Raw genomic sequence first — 17,484 nt, 5'->3', positions numbered from 1 at the left:
GTCCATTCTCGTCCCCGGAACACCGAGAAGCAGAGACACCTTATGAAGACGCGCCGATCATGTGCGCTGCTGGCCGCCGTGGGACTCGCAGCGCTCGCCTGCGCCGCTCGCGCCGAGGTCGTCGGCCTCAGCCGCGTGGCCAGCGGGTTTGTCTCGCCGACTTTCGTCACCCACGCCCCGGGCGATCCCGACCGGCTGTTCGTCGTCGAGCAGCGCGGCACGATCCGCACGTTCGACCGCACCACCGGCCAGCTCAGCCCTCAGACATTCCTCGACATCCGCGGATTGGTCGACGACGCCGGCGGCGAGCAGGGCCTGCTCGGGCTGGCGTTCCACCCCGACTTCCAAACCAACGGGCACTTCTACGTCAATTACACGCGCGACCCCGGGCCCGGTCTCGACCGCACACGCATCGACCGCTTTACCGTCGTCAATCCGGCGACCGACACGGTGGTGAGCAGCGGCACACGCAACTCGGTTCTCGAGTTCGACCAAGACTTCTCGAACCACAACGGCGGCTGGCTCGGGTTCAGCCCGGTCGACGACTACCTCTACATCTCGACCGGCGACGGCGGCAGCGGCAACGACCCCAACAACCGCGCCCAGAGCCTCAACCAGCGGCTCGGCAAGATGCTGCGGGTCGATGTCGACGGCGACGACTTCCCCGCCGACACGGTCGAGAACTACGCCGTGCCCGCCACCAACCCTTTCCTCGGGACATCCGGCGCCCTGCCGGAGATCTGGGCGTACGGCCTGCGCAACCCGTGGCGCAACAGCTTCGACCGCGACACGGGCGACCTGTGGATCGGCGACGTCGGCCAGGGCGCCCGCGAAGAGATCAACTTCCAAGCCGCCGACAGCGACGGCGGTGAGAACTACGGCTGGCGGCTCCGTGAGGGCGACATCCAAACGCCCAGCGTCGGCGGCCCCGAGCCGCTGGACTACGTCGGCCCGGTCTACGACTATGTCTCGAACGGCGCCGGCCAGTTCGGCGGCAACTCGACCGTGGGGGGCTACGTCTACCGCGGCCCCGACCCCGAGGTCGACGGCACGTACTTCTTCGGCGACAGCTACCCCCGCCAGCTCTGGACCTTCGACCCGTCGGACCCCGACGGCACGGTGCAGAACGTCGAGTCGCTCCTCACGCCCAATGCCGGATCGGTCAACACACCGGTCGCCTTCGGCGAAGACCTCGACGGCAACCTCTACATCGTCGACCGCGACGGCGAGATCTTCCGCATCGAGACCGACGCCCTGCGGGCGGGCGACTACGACGGCGACGGCGACGTCACCCTGGCCGACTACGACGCCTGGGTCCAAGCCTTCGGCGACCAAGGCTCCGGTTTGCTGGCCGACGGCAACGCCAACGGCGTTGTCGACGCGGCCGACTTCACGGTGTGGCGCGACCAATACGCGGCGCCGGGCGGGGTGGGCGTTCCCGAGCCGTCGTCGCTGCTGCTGGCGGTCGTGGCGCTGGCGGCCACGAGACGGCCTAAGAGAGTTTGAGAAGCGTTTGGCGAATGATCGTCAGAAAAAGTCGCCGAGCGAGCCGGCGGCGTCAGCCGCCGGAGTCGGTGGGGCGAGATTACCCCTCTTGATACCGAATGCACGAGCGCTTGGGCGCCGCGTAACGCTGCGGGAAACTCCGGCGACTTACGTCGCCGGCTCGCCTGGCGGGTAGAATGTGGGGAGCCTTGGGATGAGCTCTGCTTTCTTTTCCTTCGCTATGGCGATGCCGCGATGAGCAACCAACCCTCTGAGCCCGACTCGCCGCCGCGCGTGCGGTTCACGATCTTTGACTTGAGCGTCGTCACCGCGTTTCTCGCCGTAGCCCTATCGCCAATCTCGTGGCTGGGCGAGTTCTACTTGATGAACCTTGTGCCGTCGCTCGCGCTGGTCGTGTTGGTGGGCTACGCCCTGTGGAAGCGATCGACGGTCGGCGCGTTTGTCGTTGTGGGCGCCTTCTTGTTTCTGATCGTCGCCGTCGGCGGGGTCATCATGTTCATCCCCACGGCGACGCTGAACCACACGGCGCTCACGCTCGTCGCCCTGCTCGCCACGCTGCCGTGGAGGGGCCGCCAGCGGGTCGTCGCCGCTGCGTGCGGCTTGGCGTTCCTTGTCACCTACGGCTCGATGCTCCACGGCGCTTACAATCGGGCGTTGCGTGTCGACGCGCTGCGTGCGGCCTACCCGCGCCAGTCGATCGCTGAGCTGATGCGTGCCGCTGTCGCGACCGAAGCGGATACGGCGATCGCTCAGGGTATTCCGGTCGGACTGAACAAGGCGCAAGACGGCGACTTGACGGCGTTGGAGGAAGAGCACGACCAATCGTATTGGTGGAGAAGTCGCAGCGGGCTGCTCAAGCGGTTGCAAGAAGACTCCTACCGCCGGTTTGTCGCCGCCAGTGGGTTTGGCGTCGGCCGGTTTCTTGAGGGCTCGCTGCTCGGAGTGGAGGACGAGCCGCCTGCCGCTGTGGGTGATCGCTTGCCGGCGGCCATATCCACGCCATTCGTCACCGACGCATTGCGAGATTTGCACGGTTTCAGCCGGTCCAACTTCCTCGATCCCGATCGGATCGGCTACGTCGATTCCACGGGTGGGGTAGTGGGTTTCACATCGCATGCGTTTGTCCGTCCCCCCGGCGTGCCGCGAAACGCTTCAACTTATGAGGATGAGGCTCGGGGCTCCTGGCGTCTTCTCCAACTCGACCTCGTGAGCCTGCTGCTGCACGACGAGCCGGTCGCCTACGTCTCTGACAAGCTGCCGAACATGGAGGAACTCGGCGTGGGCGTACCCACCCGCGGGCTCGACGCGTTCGAGCGCGAAGCGCTCCCCAAGCTCTACCGGTCGAGCGACCTGGAGGTCGTCGAAACGCCGACCGACGAGGGGACGCACATCCGCATGCTCGGCGCCATCCGCGCGGCGGCGTCTTGCGCCGTCTGCCACCCCACGCAGCGCGGCGCCCTGCTCGGGGCGTTCAGCTACGAGCTGCTGGAACTGGAGGGGCAGGACGGGAAGCCGCTGCCGGACGGGGCGGCGCCAGGGGGCGAGCAAAGCACGGATCAGGCCGGCGGCTGAACGAGCGGCCCGGTCGCCCCGCCGCCATTCGCGCGGGCCGCCGCGCGCGCCCGGCGACTCTTCTGACGCGTCTCTTCGCGCCAAGCCGACCTTGCGGCCGGCACAACCGGCGCGTTCTGAACCATCCGCCGCCGCGGGGGCCTTGGAACGGGGATTGCAAACCTATCCTTCTGATAGCAAGGCATTGATTCCCAAGCCCACTGGAGGCGCTCCGATGAAACCGATCGCTTGGCCCAGCGTCACCGTTCAACTGCTGGTCGTTACCACGGCCCTCGCCGCCGCATTGCCAGCCGCCGCCCAACGCCGCGACCGCGGCGACGACCGAGGCTTCGACCGCCCAGCGCCGCGATCCGCCAACGACCGTGGCGATCGCCGAGAGGAGCGCGTCGACCGCCAAGAGCAGCGGCGCGATTGGGCCCTGGGGCAGCGTGAAGCGGTCGATGACCGCGGCGGAGATCGCGATCGGCGCGACTGGCCTGGGGAAGGCGGCCGCCGGGGCGACGATCGTTGGGACGACGATCGCAGGGACGGCGACTACCGAGACAACGGCTACCGAGATGACAGCCGCCGCGGCGCCGATCGCTGGTACGGCCGCCGCGGGGGGCCGGGCGGGTGGAGTGTTTATGTCCCGGCACAATACCACCTGGGGGGCGACGAGCGGGAACGCCGCCGCCGCTGGGCCGCCGGCGACTTGCTCGATGGCCAACGCGGCTGGAGCGAAGAGGAGGTCCGTGGCTACGAGCGGAGTCGCGGCTACGACCAGCCCGCCGTGTCGGTCCATTACGACCGCTCCGGCTACCCCCACATCCCCGGCTGGAACCTGAACAATCAGCGTCACGACGTTGGCTATCGCGGCGGCGGAGACCCGCGGCGTGGGAGCAGCCCGCGACGCGATTGAGGCCTCATCGAGTATCGCAAATATTATCGATGCCGCGGCGCGCCCAGGCCGGTCGCCGAGCGGTCAGCTACACTGGCTGGGGAGCAGCCGGCGGACCGCCTGCGGGCCCTATTGCGGGTGAAATCATCGTCCCCAGGCTCGCCGGAACGGGTTTTGCCCTTTAGGCTGGAATCCCTCAAGCCAATCCCCTTCGTCGCGGAGAACACCTTATGAGACTCGCCCGCCCGCTCACCGTCGTCGCCGCTGTGGCGATGTCGCTTCTGACGCTGCCGTCGCTCGCCCAACGCTTCGACCGCGACGACTTGGAAGACCTGCGTGAGGACCGTGAAGAGTATTACGAGGAGCTCGAGGAACGCCGCGAAGAGGCCCGCGAGGACCGCCGTGAGTGGGAAGAAGACCGCCGTGAAGAGCTCGAAGACCGTTACGACGATCGCGAGCGGGTCCGCCGGCCGCGCTGGTCCGCGGGAGCTTACTACTCGCAGCCCTACCCCCAGCCGCAATACGCCCGGCCCCTGAACGACGGCCGCCGGGTCTGGAGCAACTACCCGCGTCGCTACCGCCGAGGCCGCGTCGTAGCGCCGGGCGTGAGAGTCGACTACGGCCGCCGCGGCGGCTCGGTGCGGGCGCCGGGCGTGTGGGTACGCTGGTAACCCACCAATAAGCATTCGGCGAGCCGTCGGCGTCAGCCGCCGGAGTGGTTTGCGCTGGCGACGGGTTACTTCTTGCTTCGCGCTGGCGACGGGTAGCTTTGCACCGAAGAGACCGGCGGCTTACGCCGACGGCTCGCCGGGCCCTACTGCTTGAGCCCCAGGAGCGGGAAGCAGAGGATGGGGATCGCTAGGCTGGCGATGCCGATGGTCCAGCGGACGCCGTCGAGCTCGATCTCGTCGTCGCGCGTGGGCGGATGGTGGATGCCCATCAGGATCACGAGGATCAGCATCGGGGTCCACATCGCCGCCTGCTCGAGGTTGATCACCACGTAGACGATCGCCACGACGACGAACGAGCGGGCGATCGTGTGGGCGTCGCGGCCGAACAGGCCGTAGATCGTGTGGCCGCCGTCGAGCTGGCTGATCGGCAGCATGTTGAGGCCCGTCACCAGCATGCCGACCCAGCCGGCCATGAACAGCGGGTTCACCTGCGAGATGCCGATCCACTGGCTCTGGGCGATCCATTCGGGGTGGAGCCACTCGATCATCCAGCGGACGATCACCGGGTTGTAGAGCTGCACCTCGCCCGGTTGCGGGGCGCCCGACAGGTCGAGCTGTCGCACGCCGAGCCACAGCACGGGGATCGCCACCACCAGCCCGGCCAACGGGCCGGCGACGCCGATGTCGAAGATCTCTTTGCGGTTGGCGCGCAGGCCGTCCATGCCGATCACGGCGCCCATCGTGCCTATTGGGTTGAACGGCACGGGGATGCAGAGCGGGTAGCTGGCCGGGATGCCGTGGCGCAGCGTGAGCACGAAGTGGCCCATCTCGTGGGTGAGCAAGATGGCCAAGACGGCGGCCATGTAGGCGAGGCCCTGCTCCCAGTTGCCGAGCGACGTGCTGAGGATCTGCCCCCACGACTGCATGTGCTCGAGCGGCTTCCAGTCGGCCGAGCCGACCCAGAAGGTGCTGAACGCCGTGGCCAGGAAGAGCAGAACCGGCAACCGTACCTTGCGTCGCACGGCGGGTGTGCGGAGGTCGGACGAGCGGAGCTCGCGCGGGCCGTTGGCGTCGGCGTACGCCTGCCGGGCCGCGTCCTGTGGCGGCGCGCCGGGCAGGGGGGAGGCGCCCGGCATTTCACGCTCGGGCGGGTCGGGCAACGGGCCGGAGGGCGGCGGTTGGGTGGGGTCGCTCATGCAGGCGATCGTAGCACAGAGAGAGGGATCAGGAGAAAGGGGGCTGGGGGCAAGGCCGAAGGGCCTCGCGAGTCGCCCGCCGACCTATTCGCCCGCTGGCCCCTATCGACTTCTCGGCGCCGCGGGGCCTCCTCAATAAACCTCGATGCTCTTCACCGGTGCGTTGCCGTGGTGGCAGGCGGCGGAGAGGCAGCGCTCGGCGGCCTCGATGAGGTTGAGCGTTTCGAAGCGGTTCGGCACGGCCGTGATGGTGGCCACGCCCGCCTTGAGCTCGGCTTGCGGCGCCCAGCCGGCGAACCAAGCGACCGCCTCGTCGGCAAAGCGGACCGCCGTGGCCCGGTCGACGCGGGGCAGGATGACGGCGGCCTTCAACGGTGAGCCGGAGGTCCAGATCGCCTCTTCGGTGGGGCTGTTCGCGGCGAACTCGCTTTGGAGCGCCTCGGCGGCGTCGTCGGTCTCGCCGAGCGCTTTGAACATCACGATGCTCAGCTCGCTGCGGCTGGCGCGGCACTCGGTGGAAACGCGGATCGCCTCGGTGCGGAGCCGCTCTTCGCCCGGCAGGCGAGCGTTTGCCGAGCGCGGGCGCCGGGGACCGGTTTGGGGGCCGTCGCCCCGCGCGACGTTCAATCGCTCCGAGCGACGCATCGCCAAGAACTGGCGCATCGAGTGGGTCAGCTCGTTGGCCTCGCTCAGCAACTCGTGGCACAGGCGGTCGTGCTGGTCGCTCTCGATCGGCAAGCTCATCAGTTGCTTGGCGGCTTGCTCGCTTACGAGCTTGAGTTCGGCGTGGGCGTCGAGCAGCGTTTGCTCGTAGTCGCGGTGCTCTTCGAGATCGACGCGCATCGCCTCGGCGAGCGAATCGACCTTGGGTTGGAGTTCGGTGACCACGCGGTTGAGCCCGCGACGCGACATGCCAACGTACTCCGCGCCTTCCTCGAGCAGGCTGGGCAAGACCGCCAGTTGGCGCCCGCCGACCAGCTTGCCCGTCAGGTCGGCCAGCCTCAGGATTTGCGGCATGCGAGCATCGTCCCCGCGGAGCGTGCGGATGGTGTGCGGCTTGGCCTGCAACTCGATAGCGCGGGCGTATTGCTCCGGCAGCTTCCACGCGCGGAGCATCGCGGCGGTGAGGGTGTAATTGTCGAACCCGAAGGCCGCGTGCTCCACATCGCGGAGTGGGTCGCCGCCGGTCGCGGGGAACAATTGGATCTTGGCGGTCAGCGACGTGTAAGCCTCGCCCAATTGTTGGGTGAGCGCCAGCTTGCCGATCCCCTGCAGCAACCCCGCGACGAAGGCGTCGTCGGAGCCTTGCAGCCGATAGACTTCGGCGATCGTGCGGGCCGCGGTGGCGCGGTTGAGCGATTCGGTCCAGTAACGCCGCAGCGAATCGGCCGTTTGATCGGCGAACAATGCCGGCGGCAGGCTGAACCCGAGCACCAGCAGCTTCAGCGGGCCGATCCCGAGCAGCGCGATCGCCTGCTTGAGATTCGACACCTGGCCGCTGAGGCCGTACATCGAGCTGTTGACGACTCGCAGGATCTTGGTGGTGAGGGCCGGGTCGCGTTCGAGCGTTTCTTTCAGCGCCATCACGTCGATCTCGGGACGCCGGATCAGCCGCAGCACCTCCATGGCGGCGGCGGGCAAGCTGTAGAGCTCCTGCGACTCGGCGAGCACGGTTTCGAGAGAGGGCGTCAGGTCTTCGGTCATAGCGCGACGCCGGTGACAGCGGGTGCGGGATTCCGTTGGGGCGGGGGAACGCCAAAGCGTAGCTCGCAGCGGGCCCTGGGGACGCTAGCAAAGCCCCCTCCGCCGCCCGCCGGGGCGTTTCGGCTAGGGTCCCAGCGGGCCCGCCGTTAGAATCGTTGCAGACGGATGCGGCGGCAACACCACGAGGCACGGATGCCAATCTCCCCACACGACACCGACCCGACCAACAACCCCCCCCGCCCCGCACAAGCGGGGCGGCCGCGGGACGCCGCTAGCAGACGGGCCGCCTCCGCCGCGGTACTTGAGCAAGGGCGAAGGGGGGGCAGACGCGTAGGGGCTTGTGCGGTTCTGCTGACGCTCTGCCTGACACCGATTCACCGGCCCGCAAACGGAGCCACCCCGCTCGCCGAGGCGTTGGCCGACGACGCCTCGCTCCACGACGTGGCCTTTGTCGACGACCAGCACGGTTGGGCCGTGGGCGCCCACGGCGTGGTCTGGGCCACGAGCAACGCGGGCGCCGACTGGCGCCGGCAGCCGACGCCGGCCGACTGCCCGCTCCGTGGCGTTTCGTTTGTCAGCCCGCGGCGCGGCTGGGCCGTGGGGGGGCGTTCGGTCCCTTACGCCGAACGGACCGAGGGTGTGGTGCTCGCCACCGATGACGGCGGCGAGACCTGGCGCCGCGTCTCGCGCGACACGCTGCCGCGTTTGCGTGCGGTGAAGTTCTTCGACGCCCGCCGCGGCTTGGCCGTGGGGGCCGGCGGACCGGTTTACCCTTCGGGCGCGCTCCGCACCGAAGACGGCGGACAGAGCTGGACCTCGCTCTCGGCCGAGCAGACTTGCGACTGGCGCGCCCTCGACGCGCTCTCTCCGGAAGCCGCGCTCGTGGCCGGCCCGCGCGGCCTCACAGGCCGCGGCGCCGGCGGGGGGCTGGCCGTGCAGCACGACCCGGGCGAGAGCCGCGGCGCACGGGCCTTGCGCATCACCGGCCCGGCCACGGCGTGGGCGGTGGGCGACGGCGCCCTGGTCCGCACCACACGCGACGCCGGCCGCAACTGGCGATCGCCCGCGAGCGACCCGCCCGCCGAGTTGGCCCGCTGGTTCGACTGGCGCGCCCTGGACGCGGTGGGCGAGCGGCTGTGGGCGGCCGGGTCGCCCGGCTCGGTGGTGCTCCACTCGCCCGACGGCGGCCGCAGCTGGCGGCTCTTGCCGACGGGCGTCTCCACGCCGATCAACGCGATCACCTTTGTCGACGACCAGCGCGGCTGGGCCGTCGGCGAGCTGGGCGTGATCCTTGCGACCCGCGACGGCGGCCAAACCTGGGTCGTGCAGCGTGGCGCCGGCCGCCGCGCGGCGATCGGCGTCGTGGCGCCGTCGGCCGCTGGGTTGCCGGTCGAGTTGATCGCCGCCAACGCGGCCGCCGAGGGCTACCGCACCACGGTCGCATCGCCCTTTGCCCCGGCCGCGCCGCTCGCCCACGGCGACACGGCCAGCCGGCTCGACGAGGCGGCGGCGCGTTGCGCGGCAGCCGGGGCGAGCACCGGCTGGCGGCTGCCGCTCGAGCCGACCGAGCTCGTGCTGCCCGCCGAGGAGTTGCTCGCTCGTCTCGACCGCGCGACCGACGGCAAGTCGCGTGAGATGCTCATCGAACCGCTGGTCGCCTGGATCCGCGCGTGGCGTCCCGAGGCGGTGCTGATCCCCGAGATCGGCCCGGAGGCGTCGTCCCACTCCTCGGGGGCGGTCGACCTGTTGGTCGAAGCGGTCCAAGAGGCGGCGGCCGCCGCCGCCGATCCCACCCAGCGCCGCGAACTCGCCGCCCTGGGATTGCCCCCTTGGCGGGTGCGCAGCGTGTTGCGGATCGGCCCGGCCGAAGCCGACGCCTCGACGCGGCTCGGCACGGGCGACTTCCACGCCGCGCTCGGCTCGTCGCCCGCGCTGTGGGCGCGACCGGCGGTGGGGATCATTCGCCCCGACTACCGCGGCGCCCAGACGCAATTCGGCTGGACGCTCGTGGCGGGACAACCGCCTCACGCCGCGCGTCGCGGCGACGTGCTGGCCGGGGCCGCGGTGTCGCCCGGCGGCGACGCCCGCCGACCCTTGGCCACGCCCGCCGACGGCCAGCTCGACCGCCTGCGACGCGTCGCCCAGAAACGGCGTCACCTGGAGGGTCTGCTCCAACGCTCGCAGGCCGACCCCGCGTGGGCGGGCCAGGTGATGGCGCTCACCGGCGGGCTCGACGCCGAGGGGGGCGCCGAGCTGCTCTACCAGTTGGCCGACGGCTACCGCCAACGCGGCAGCCACGACCTGGCGGCCGACACCTTCTACCTGCTGGCGCGACGCTACGGCGACTCGCCGCTGACCGAGAGCGCGCTGGTCTGGCTGGTGAGCTACTACAGCAGCGCGGAGTTCACCCACCTCCAGTCGCTCACGATGGCCCAACAACAGGGCGACACACGGGGGCCGCGGGAAACGCTCGCCAACCGCGGCGCCGACGCCGCGCGGCTCGAGGCGGTCGACGAGTCGCCAACCGACGCCGCCGACGGCCGGCTCGGTCGCGCCGCCGCGTTGGCCGACTACCTGGCGCGGGCCCGCCCGGCGGTGCACGCCGCGCCGCGGCTCCGTTTTGCCGTGGCCGCCGCGCAGCGCAGCCGCGGCTTCGGCGGCGAGGCGGAGCGGGCGATGCTGTTGATGAGCAAGCAGGCGGTCGCCGAAGACTGGCGTCGGGCGGCCGACGCCGAGCGTTGGCTCGCCGAGCCGAAGGAGATCCCGCCGGCGAAGCCTACCGCCCAGTGCCGCTCGACCGCCAAGCGGCCGCTGCTCGACGGCGTGCTTGACGAGGCGTGCTGGGCGGCGGCCGAGACGATCGCGCTCGGCGACCCCCAAGACGCGGCGACGGGCCGGCTGCGGGTCGCCCGTGACAACGACTTCCTGTACTTCGCGATCGAATGCCCCCGCCTCCCGGGCCGGCAGGCGCCGGCGGCCGCCGGCGCGCCGCGTGCGCGCGACGAATTCCTCGACAACGACGACCGGGTGACCCTGCGGCTCGACACGGACCGCGACTACACCACGGCGTTCGAGCTGACGGTCGACGAGCGCGGCCGGACGCACGACGCCGTGTGGGGCTCGCCGCACTGGGACCCGCAGTGGTACGTGGCCGCCGGCGGCGACGACACGTCGTGGCGCGTCGAGGCGGCGACGCCGATCGGCGAGCTGACCGGCGAGGAGGAGTTGCTCCGCGCCGCGTGGGCCGTGTCGGCCGAACGCCACGCGCCGGGCCACGCGCCCCGCGCCTGGACCGGCGCCGCGGCCGAGAGCCGCTCGCCCGACGCCTACGGGTTGCTGCTCTTCGATTGAGCCGCGGCTCGTCCGCCGTGGGTGTGGTTTCTACGCGCGGCGCAGGCGGCGCGCCGCTGTCTGACGCGTGTGATGGGGTGGGTGGGACTGGGCGGCGTGGTCGGATTGCCGCATCCTAGCCGCGCCCCGCCCGCCGGGTTGATGGTTCGTCTTAGGTTTGCGCAGACAAGCGATCTGCGCAATCCTGAGGCGAAACACATGGCGGACATATCAAGCGATGAGGCCGACCGGCCCGGCCGTCTTGGCGTTGGGTTCCTGGCGGCGCTAAGCGGGTGGTTCGTGGCGGTCGCGACGGCGTTTGCGGCGTTGGCCGTGTACAGCAACACGCCCGCTCCACGAGCCGAGTTGCCCGCCGTGTTTCCCGCCGAGCGGTTGGCGTTTCTTGACGACGGCGGACGCTGCGCGCGGCTCCAGCTGATCATGGCGGTCCACCCCCGCTGCCCCTGCACGCGGGCCTCGGTTGGCGAGCTCGAGCGGCTCGTGGCGCGCAGCGCGGGCCGGCTCGATTGCACCGTGCTGGCGTACCGTCCGCCCGGCGGCGACGCCGCGTGGGACGACAGCTTCACGTTGCGATCCGCCAGGGCGTTGCCTCACACGCGGGTCGTTCCCGACCCCGGGGCGCTAATGGCCCGCGGCCTTTCGATGCGAACCTCAGGCGCGGTGCGGCTGGTCGACGAGCGGAACCAGCTGCTCTTTGCCGGCGGCGTGACGGTTTCACGCGGTCACCACGGCGACAACCTAGGCTCCGACGCGATCCTGTCGATCCTCCGCGGCGGTCAGGCCGACCGGACGCGGAGTGCGGTCTTCGGCTGCCCATTGGCGACCTCGCCGCACGAGCCGTACTGACCCACAGGCCACATTGAGCCACGGCTCGCCCGACGGCGGCCTTTATTCAGCCTGATCCATTCGACCCATGTCAAGAACCGAACTCAAATCGCGGACCAAACAGCTCTTTGCCGAGCGTCTCGACAGTATCCACCGCCAGACGGATCGCGCTTTTGTGGTGCTGTTCGTTGTGCAATGGGTTTTCGCCGTCGGGGTGACGCTCGCCGTCTCGCCGCACACGTGGGTGGGCGACACGTCGTACCCGCACGTCCATTTGTGGGCGGCGTTGCTGGTGGGCGGCGCGCTAACGATCGCTCCGATCATCTGCGTCTCGCTGCGCCCGGGCACGCTCGCCACGCGGTTGGTGGTGGCCACGGCCCAGGTGGGCTACTCGACGTTGCTGATCCATTTGACCGGCGGGCGGATCGAGTCTCACTTCCACATCTTCGGCTCGCTCGCGTTCCTGTCGTTCTACCGCGACTGGCGGGTGATCGTGCCCGCTATGCTTATCGTGGCTGCCGATCACGTGCTGCGCGCAATCTTCTGGCCGGAGAGCATCTTTGGCGTGGTGGTCGCCGCCCCCTGGCGGGCGCTGGAGCACATCGGCTGGGTCGTCTTCGAGGGCGTCTTCTTGCTGTGGGGCTGCAAGACGAACACCCGTGAGCTCCGCGATCGCGCGGAGGCACAAGCCGAGCTCGAGCGGGCCAAGGCGACCGTGGAAGAGGAGGTCGAGCAGCGCACCCGTGAGCTCTTGAATCGCACCCAAGAACTCGAGGAGTGGGTTCAGAGAAGCAACGCGTTGGAGGACCAGTTGGGCGAGGCCCAGAAGCTCGAGGCGATCGGCCAACTCTCCGCCGGCGTGGCCCACGAGATCAACACGCCCATGCAGTACATGAGCGACAACATCGAGTTCCTCAGCGACTGCTCGGCCCGGCTCTTCGAGGTGGTCGACGTCTACCACGACCAGCTCGAGAACCGCGACAACCCGCTCTCGTGGCAGCAGCGGATCAGCGCGGTCAAGGCGGCCTGCGAGCGCTGCCGCTACGACTACATCCGCGAGCAGATCCCGCACGCGATCGAGGAGAGCCTCGAGGGGGTCCGGCGCGTGATCGAGATCGTGCGAGCGATGAAGCAGATGTCGCATCCCGGCACGCAGGAGATGACGCCGACCGACATCAACGAGGCGGTCCGCACCACGGCGTTGCTGTGCAAGAACCGCTGGAAGTACGCCGCCGAATTGGAGCTTTTCCTCGCCGACGACTTGCCGGAGGTCCCCGCCTTCACGAACGAGATCAACCAGGTGCTCGTCAACCTGCTGGTCAACGCGGCCGACGCGATCGTCGACAAGAACGGCGACAGCGGCGAATTGGGAAAGATGGTCGTACGGACCCGTCGCTCCGGCGACTGGGTGCAGATCGACGTCCAAGACGACGGCTGCGGCATGGACGAGGTGGTGCGCCGCCGCATCTTCGACCCCTTCTACACGACCAAGGAAGTGGGCAAAGGGACCGGCCAAGGCCTCGCGATTTCTTACAACGTGGTGGTGAACCACCACCAGGGCCGCATCGACCTGAGCAGCGAGCCGGGCGCCGGGACCTGCTTCACCGTGGAGTTGCCCCTCGGCGAGCACCCCGACCTGATGGACGCGGACAAGCTTGAAGAGAAAGACCCGGCAGCCGAGTTGTCGAGCAAGCCGGTCGCGCCGCTCGACGCGCTCCCCGACGAAACATCCGATCTACCACCCGCGCCAGTCATCCTCATCTGATTCTTAAGAGAGACCTCAATGCCTGAAAAGATCATGTTCGTCGACGACGAGCGCAGCCTGCTCAACGGGATCGAGCGCCGGCTCGGAATGGAGTACGACATCACCACCGCCGAGTCGGGCGCCGACGCGCTGGCCGCTATCGCCGAGGTCGGCCCCTTCCCCGTGATCATCACCGACATGCGCATGCCGGGGATGAACGGGGTCGAGTTCGTGCTGGCCGCCCGTGAGGTTGCGCCCGACACGGTTTACGTCATGCTGACCGGCAATCAAGACCAGGAGACCGTCGCTCGCGCCGTGAACGAGGGGCAGGTGTTTCGGTTCCTCAACAAGCCGTGCACGAGCGACATGCTGCGCATGACGGTCGACGCCAGTCTGAAACAGCACGCGTTGATCACCGCCGAGAAGGAGCTGCTGCACCGCACGTTCTGCGGCGCCGTGGGAGTGCTCACCGACATGATCAGCATCGCCCACCCCGACGTGTTCAGCCGCTCGGCGGAGGTCGAGAAGGTCGTCGCCGATCTGCGAGCCGCCCTCGGCATCGACGACCGCTGGGAGTACAAGCTCGCGGCCAAGCTCTCGATGATCGGCTTTGCGCTGATGAGCGAAGAGGACCGCGACGGGTTCCACCGCAAGGAGCATGGCGGCGTGGAGTCGTGCGAGCTGTACGCGAGGGCGGCGTCGGCGGGCGAGAACGTCATCGCCCGCATCCCTCGTTTGGAGCTCGTGGCCCGCATGATTGGCATGCAGCCGAGCGCCCAGGGCGCGATCTACGGCCACCGCGACGCCAGCAAAGATCAGGTAGTGAGCACGGGCGCCACTCTGCTCAGGTTGGCCACGCACGTTGACGCCCAGGCCCGCCAGGGGGTGACCGCTCAGCAGGGGCTGCAACACATCAAGCAGCGGATCCCGTCGATGTCGATCGACCTCGAAGAAGCCGTGATCGAGAACTGGCCCACGCTGGCCGTGCAGCGGCCGATCGAGGTCGCGCTCAACAGACTGGAGGAGGGCATGGTCCTCTCGCACGACGTGATCGGCGACAACGGCGCCGTCTTACTCCGGCAGGGTCGCCGGCTGAGCGAGACGACGATCGAGAGGCTCCACTGCCACCGCGACACTCTGAAGAACTGCGGAACGGTGACGGTTTACGAGCAAGTCGTCTCGTCGCTCGACAAAACACTCGCCGCGGTCTAGGCCCGCGTGGAACGCTTGCTGCGATCGACGCTCGGCTAGCCGCTCCTGCGCCGCTACAATCCACGTTATGGCGTGGATCATCGGAGTTGACGAAGCGGGTTACGGGCCCAACCTGGGGCCCCTGGCGGTGGGGGCGACGGCGTGGCGCGCGCCGAGCCCAGACGCCAATCTGTACGACGCGCTCGACGGCGCCATCGCCCGCGAACCCGGCGACGGCCGCATCGCGATCGCCGACTCGAAGCGGCTCTACAAGCCGGGCGGCGGCCTGCGGCAGCTCGAGCGGGCCGTGCTGGGGGCGCTGGCCGACACGCCCCGCTGCTGGACCGAGTTGCTCGACCGGCTCGGCGCCGACGGCGACGGGCGCCGGCGCGACTGCCCTTGGGACGCGGCTTACGACGCCTCGTTGCCGATCGATTCCTCCTGTGAGGAGACCGCCGACTGCTGTCGGCGGCTGGGCGAGGCTTGCCGGGCGGGCTCGGTCGGGGCGCCGGTGGTTCGGGCGCGGCTGGTGTTTCCGGAGGAGTTCAACGAGCTTTGCGAGCGGCACGGCGGCAAGGGGGCGGCGCTGTCGCACACCACGCTCGCTCTGCTGCGGTCGGTGATCGACGGCCTGCCGGACGACGACGAGCCGATCGCCGCGACGCTCGACAAGCACGGCGGCCGCAACCGCTACGCCGAACTGTTGGAGCACCATTTCCCCGAACGGGAGATCGAGATCCTGCACGAGTCGCGTCCCGAGAGCCGCTACCGCGCGGGGCGAATCGGTTTCGCCTTCCGGTCGAAGGGCGAGTCGCACATGCCGGTGGCGCTCGCGTCGATGACCGCCAAGCTGCTCCGCGAGCTCTCGATGGCGGCGCTCAACGCGTGGTGGGCCGAGCGCGTGCCCGATCTGCGCCCCACGGCCGGCTACCCGGTCGACGCCAAGCGGTTCAAGGCCGACATCGCCGCTCGGCAGCGTGAGCTGCGTGTCGAGGACCGTGTGTTGTGGCGGAATCGATAGATATGACTTCTACGATAAATGGCGAGCCGCAAGCGTTAGCGCCCGGAGTCTTCTGCGCTGCAAACTGCTCCGGGCGCTGACGCTTGCGGCTCGCCTAAACGCGATTGTTCATGACCGCTCAGAGCGCACTACTGGTAGCCGTAGCGTCGTTTTCGCCTTTGCGACGCCGAATCGCACCGCCACACACGCTACGCATCTGTGCGATTCGCACTAGTCATTGGTTCTCACTCGCCGCTACCATATCGCCCAGCAGCGGCCCGCCTCGCGTTCGAGCCGTCGCACCTTGGTGCCGTAAACCTCGTTGATCGTTTCGGCGGTGACGACCTCGCTCGTTGGCCCGTCGTGTGTCAGGCGGCCGCCGGAGACGACCACCGTGCGGGCGATCGACGGCGTGATCTCTTCAACGTGGTGCGTGACGAGCACCACCGTCGGGCCCGCCCCGACGGCCAGACGCTCTTCGAGCCAAGCGAGGAACCGCTCGCGGACGCCCGGGTCCATGCCTGCGCACGGCTCGTCGAGCACCAGCAACAGGGGCGCCGCCATCCGGGCGCGGGCGATCAGCACCTGCTGCCGCTCGCCGTGCGACATGACGCCGAACGGCTTGTCAGTCAGGGCGTCGCAGCGGAGCGCGGCGAGTTCCTTGCGGGCGTCGGCGAAGTCCGCTTCGGTCGGTGCGGGCTTGAGATGGCGGCGAAGGCCGACCTGGCCGTAACGTCCGCTGACGACCGTCTCGAGGCCCGAGTCGCGTGGCGGGACTTGGGCAGCCAAGTCGCTGGCGATCCAGCCGATCTGACGGCGCAGCGCGCGCAGGTCGACCAGCTCGCGCCCCAGCCGCAGCACCCGTCCGGCGGTGGGCCAGGCGTAGCCGCAGGCGAGACGCAGCAGCGTGGTCTTGCCGGCGCCGTTGGGGCCGAGCACCGCGGTGTGCCGGCTGCGCTGCAGGCGCCAGTTGACCCCCGCCAGGATGTCGGCGCCCGCGCGGCGGAAGCCGACGCCTTGCAGTTCGATCAGCGGGGGCTCGGGCATTCGTGCGGCTCGGCGGTTTCTAGGGCGGGGCGCAACCGATGCAGGCGTGCGCGGCGGGATCCGTTAAGATAGCCCGACGCCCCCACGGGTTCACCTCTCCGCCGCCCCGCGACGCATCCGCCGCCAACCACCTAGCGAACGCACCGCCATGATCCTCTACGTCGCCCGCCACGCGTGGGCCGGTAACTTCGGCGACCCCGGCTGCTCGGACGACACGCTGCGCGAGCTGACGCCCGACGGCATCGAGCGCTACTTCCGCACGGTCGACGCGCTCGTCGAGCAGCGTGGTTTCACGCCGGACCGCCTAGCCACGAGCCCCTACACCCGCTGCGTGCAGACCGCGACGATCATCGCCGAACGCACGCCCAAAGCGCCCGAGTTCGACAAGATCGAGGCCCTCGGCTGCGGCGTCGATCTGCCGCAGCTGATGGCGTGGACCGCCGAGCACGAATCGGCGGGCGACCTCTGCTGGGTCGGCCACAACCCCGATGTCGAGGCGCTGGTGGCCTGGCTGGTCGGCTCGCCGGTGGGCGTGGTGAGCTTCGCCAAGGGCTCGGTCGCGGCGGTCGAATTTGCGGCAGGCCCCGTGGAGAAGGGCGCCGGCGAGCTGCTGTGGCACTGCACGGCGAAGTCGCTCGGCGTTTGAAGAAAGCTGTCAGCGATCGGCTTTCAGCAGTCAGCTAAAGAAGGATGCAAGCTCGAACTGGTCTTTGGCTGATCGCTGACAGCTGATCGCTCCTACAACCGCCGTTGGTCTGTCGCGTGGCGCCACGGTAAACTCTCGGGGCACAAGGATTGTC

At 69.3% G+C, this 17,484-nt stretch carries 13 protein-coding genes; 10 read left to right on the top strand and 3 right to left on the bottom strand.

The window, feature by feature from the left end:
* Positions 1 to 42 precede the first annotated feature (42 nt).
* The 4 genes from Mal64_RS08120 (at position 43) to Mal64_RS08105 (ending at position 4,626) form a co-directional block, all read left to right on the top strand.
* Positions 43 to 1,506: a PQQ-dependent sugar dehydrogenase gene (locus tag Mal64_RS08120; protein WP_146398989.1), complete on the top strand. Its 1,464-nt coding sequence runs from the start codon at positions 43 to 45 to the stop codon at positions 1,504 to 1,506.
* 234 nt (positions 1,507 to 1,740) lie between these two features.
* On the top strand, positions 1,741 to 3,078 hold the full coding sequence (locus Mal64_RS08115) for a DUF3365 domain-containing protein (RefSeq protein WP_146398987.1): 1,338 nt from the start codon (positions 1,741 to 1,743) through the stop codon (positions 3,076 to 3,078).
* Positions 3,079 to 3,292: 214 nt separating this feature from the next.
* Positions 3,293 to 3,976, top strand: a complete 684-nt coding sequence (locus Mal64_RS08110) for a hypothetical protein (RefSeq protein ID WP_146398985.1) — start codon at positions 3,293 to 3,295, stop codon at positions 3,974 to 3,976.
* A gap of 209 nt (positions 3,977 to 4,185) precedes the next feature.
* Positions 4,186 to 4,626: a hypothetical protein gene (locus tag Mal64_RS08105; protein ID WP_146398983.1), complete on the top strand. Its 441-nt coding sequence runs from the start codon at positions 4,186 to 4,188 to the stop codon at positions 4,624 to 4,626.
* Between the two features lie 143 nt (positions 4,627 to 4,769).
* On the opposite strand, the gene Mal64_RS08100 is transcribed toward Mal64_RS08105, so the two are convergent.
* Both Mal64_RS08100 and Mal64_RS08095 read right to left on the bottom strand, forming a co-directional pair.
* Positions 4,770 to 5,822 carry a site-2 protease family protein gene (locus Mal64_RS08100; RefSeq protein WP_146398981.1) on the bottom strand — a complete coding sequence of 351 codons (1,053 nt, stop codon included), beginning with the start codon at positions 5,820 to 5,822 and terminating at the stop codon, positions 4,770 to 4,772.
* Between the two features lie 132 nt (positions 5,823 to 5,954).
* Positions 5,955 to 7,526, bottom strand: a complete 1,572-nt coding sequence (locus Mal64_RS08095; protein ID WP_146398979.1) for an HDOD domain-containing protein — start codon at positions 7,524 to 7,526, stop codon at positions 5,955 to 5,957.
* A 414-nt stretch (positions 7,527 to 7,940) separates the two neighbouring features.
* On the opposite strand from Mal64_RS08095, the gene Mal64_RS08090 reads away from it, so the two are divergent.
* The 5 genes from Mal64_RS08090 to Mal64_RS08070 all read left to right on the top strand — a co-directional run bounded on the left by Mal64_RS08090 (position 7,941) and on the right by Mal64_RS08070 (position 15,658).
* Positions 7,941 to 10,877, top strand: a complete 2,937-nt coding sequence (locus tag Mal64_RS08090) for a YCF48-related protein (protein WP_197525573.1) — start codon at positions 7,941 to 7,943, stop codon at positions 10,875 to 10,877.
* 198 nt (positions 10,878 to 11,075) lie between these two features.
* The gene (locus Mal64_RS08085; RefSeq protein WP_146398975.1) at positions 11,076 to 11,723 is read left to right on the top strand and encodes a RedB protein; all 648 of its coding nucleotides are present in this window, start codon (positions 11,076 to 11,078) and stop codon (positions 11,721 to 11,723) included.
* A gap of 67 nt (positions 11,724 to 11,790) precedes the next feature.
* Positions 11,791 to 13,467, top strand: coding sequence for a sensor histidine kinase (locus Mal64_RS08080; RefSeq protein ID WP_146398973.1), 1,677 nt, complete (start codon positions 11,791 to 11,793; stop codon positions 13,465 to 13,467).
* 18 nt (positions 13,468 to 13,485) lie between these two features.
* Positions 13,486 to 14,658 (top strand): response regulator, encoded by a 1,173-nt coding sequence (locus Mal64_RS08075; RefSeq protein ID WP_146398971.1) that lies wholly within the window; start codon positions 13,486 to 13,488, stop codon positions 14,656 to 14,658.
* 67 nt (positions 14,659 to 14,725) lie between these two features.
* On the top strand, positions 14,726 to 15,658 hold the full coding sequence (locus Mal64_RS08070; RefSeq protein ID WP_146398969.1) for a hypothetical protein: 933 nt from the start codon (positions 14,726 to 14,728) through the stop codon (positions 15,656 to 15,658).
* Positions 15,659 to 15,892: 234 nt separating this feature from the next.
* On the opposite strand, the gene Mal64_RS08065 is transcribed toward Mal64_RS08070, so the two are convergent.
* Positions 15,893 to 16,684, bottom strand: coding sequence for an ABC transporter ATP-binding protein (locus tag Mal64_RS08065; protein ID WP_146398967.1), 792 nt, complete (start codon positions 16,682 to 16,684; stop codon positions 15,893 to 15,895).
* Positions 16,685 to 16,832: 148 nt separating this feature from the next.
* On the opposite strand from Mal64_RS08065, the gene Mal64_RS08060 reads away from it, so the two are divergent.
* The gene (locus Mal64_RS08060) at positions 16,833 to 17,330 is read left to right on the top strand and encodes a SixA phosphatase family protein (protein ID WP_146398965.1); all 498 of its coding nucleotides are present in this window, start codon (positions 16,833 to 16,835) and stop codon (positions 17,328 to 17,330) included.
* Positions 17,331 to 17,484 lie beyond the last annotated feature (154 nt).

It is taken from the genome of Pseudobythopirellula maris (assembly GCF_007859945.1).
Classification (GTDB): domain Bacteria; phylum Planctomycetota; class Planctomycetia; order Pirellulales; family Lacipirellulaceae; genus Pseudobythopirellula; species Pseudobythopirellula maris.
This window is presented reverse-complemented; position numbering and strand designations above follow the sequence as displayed.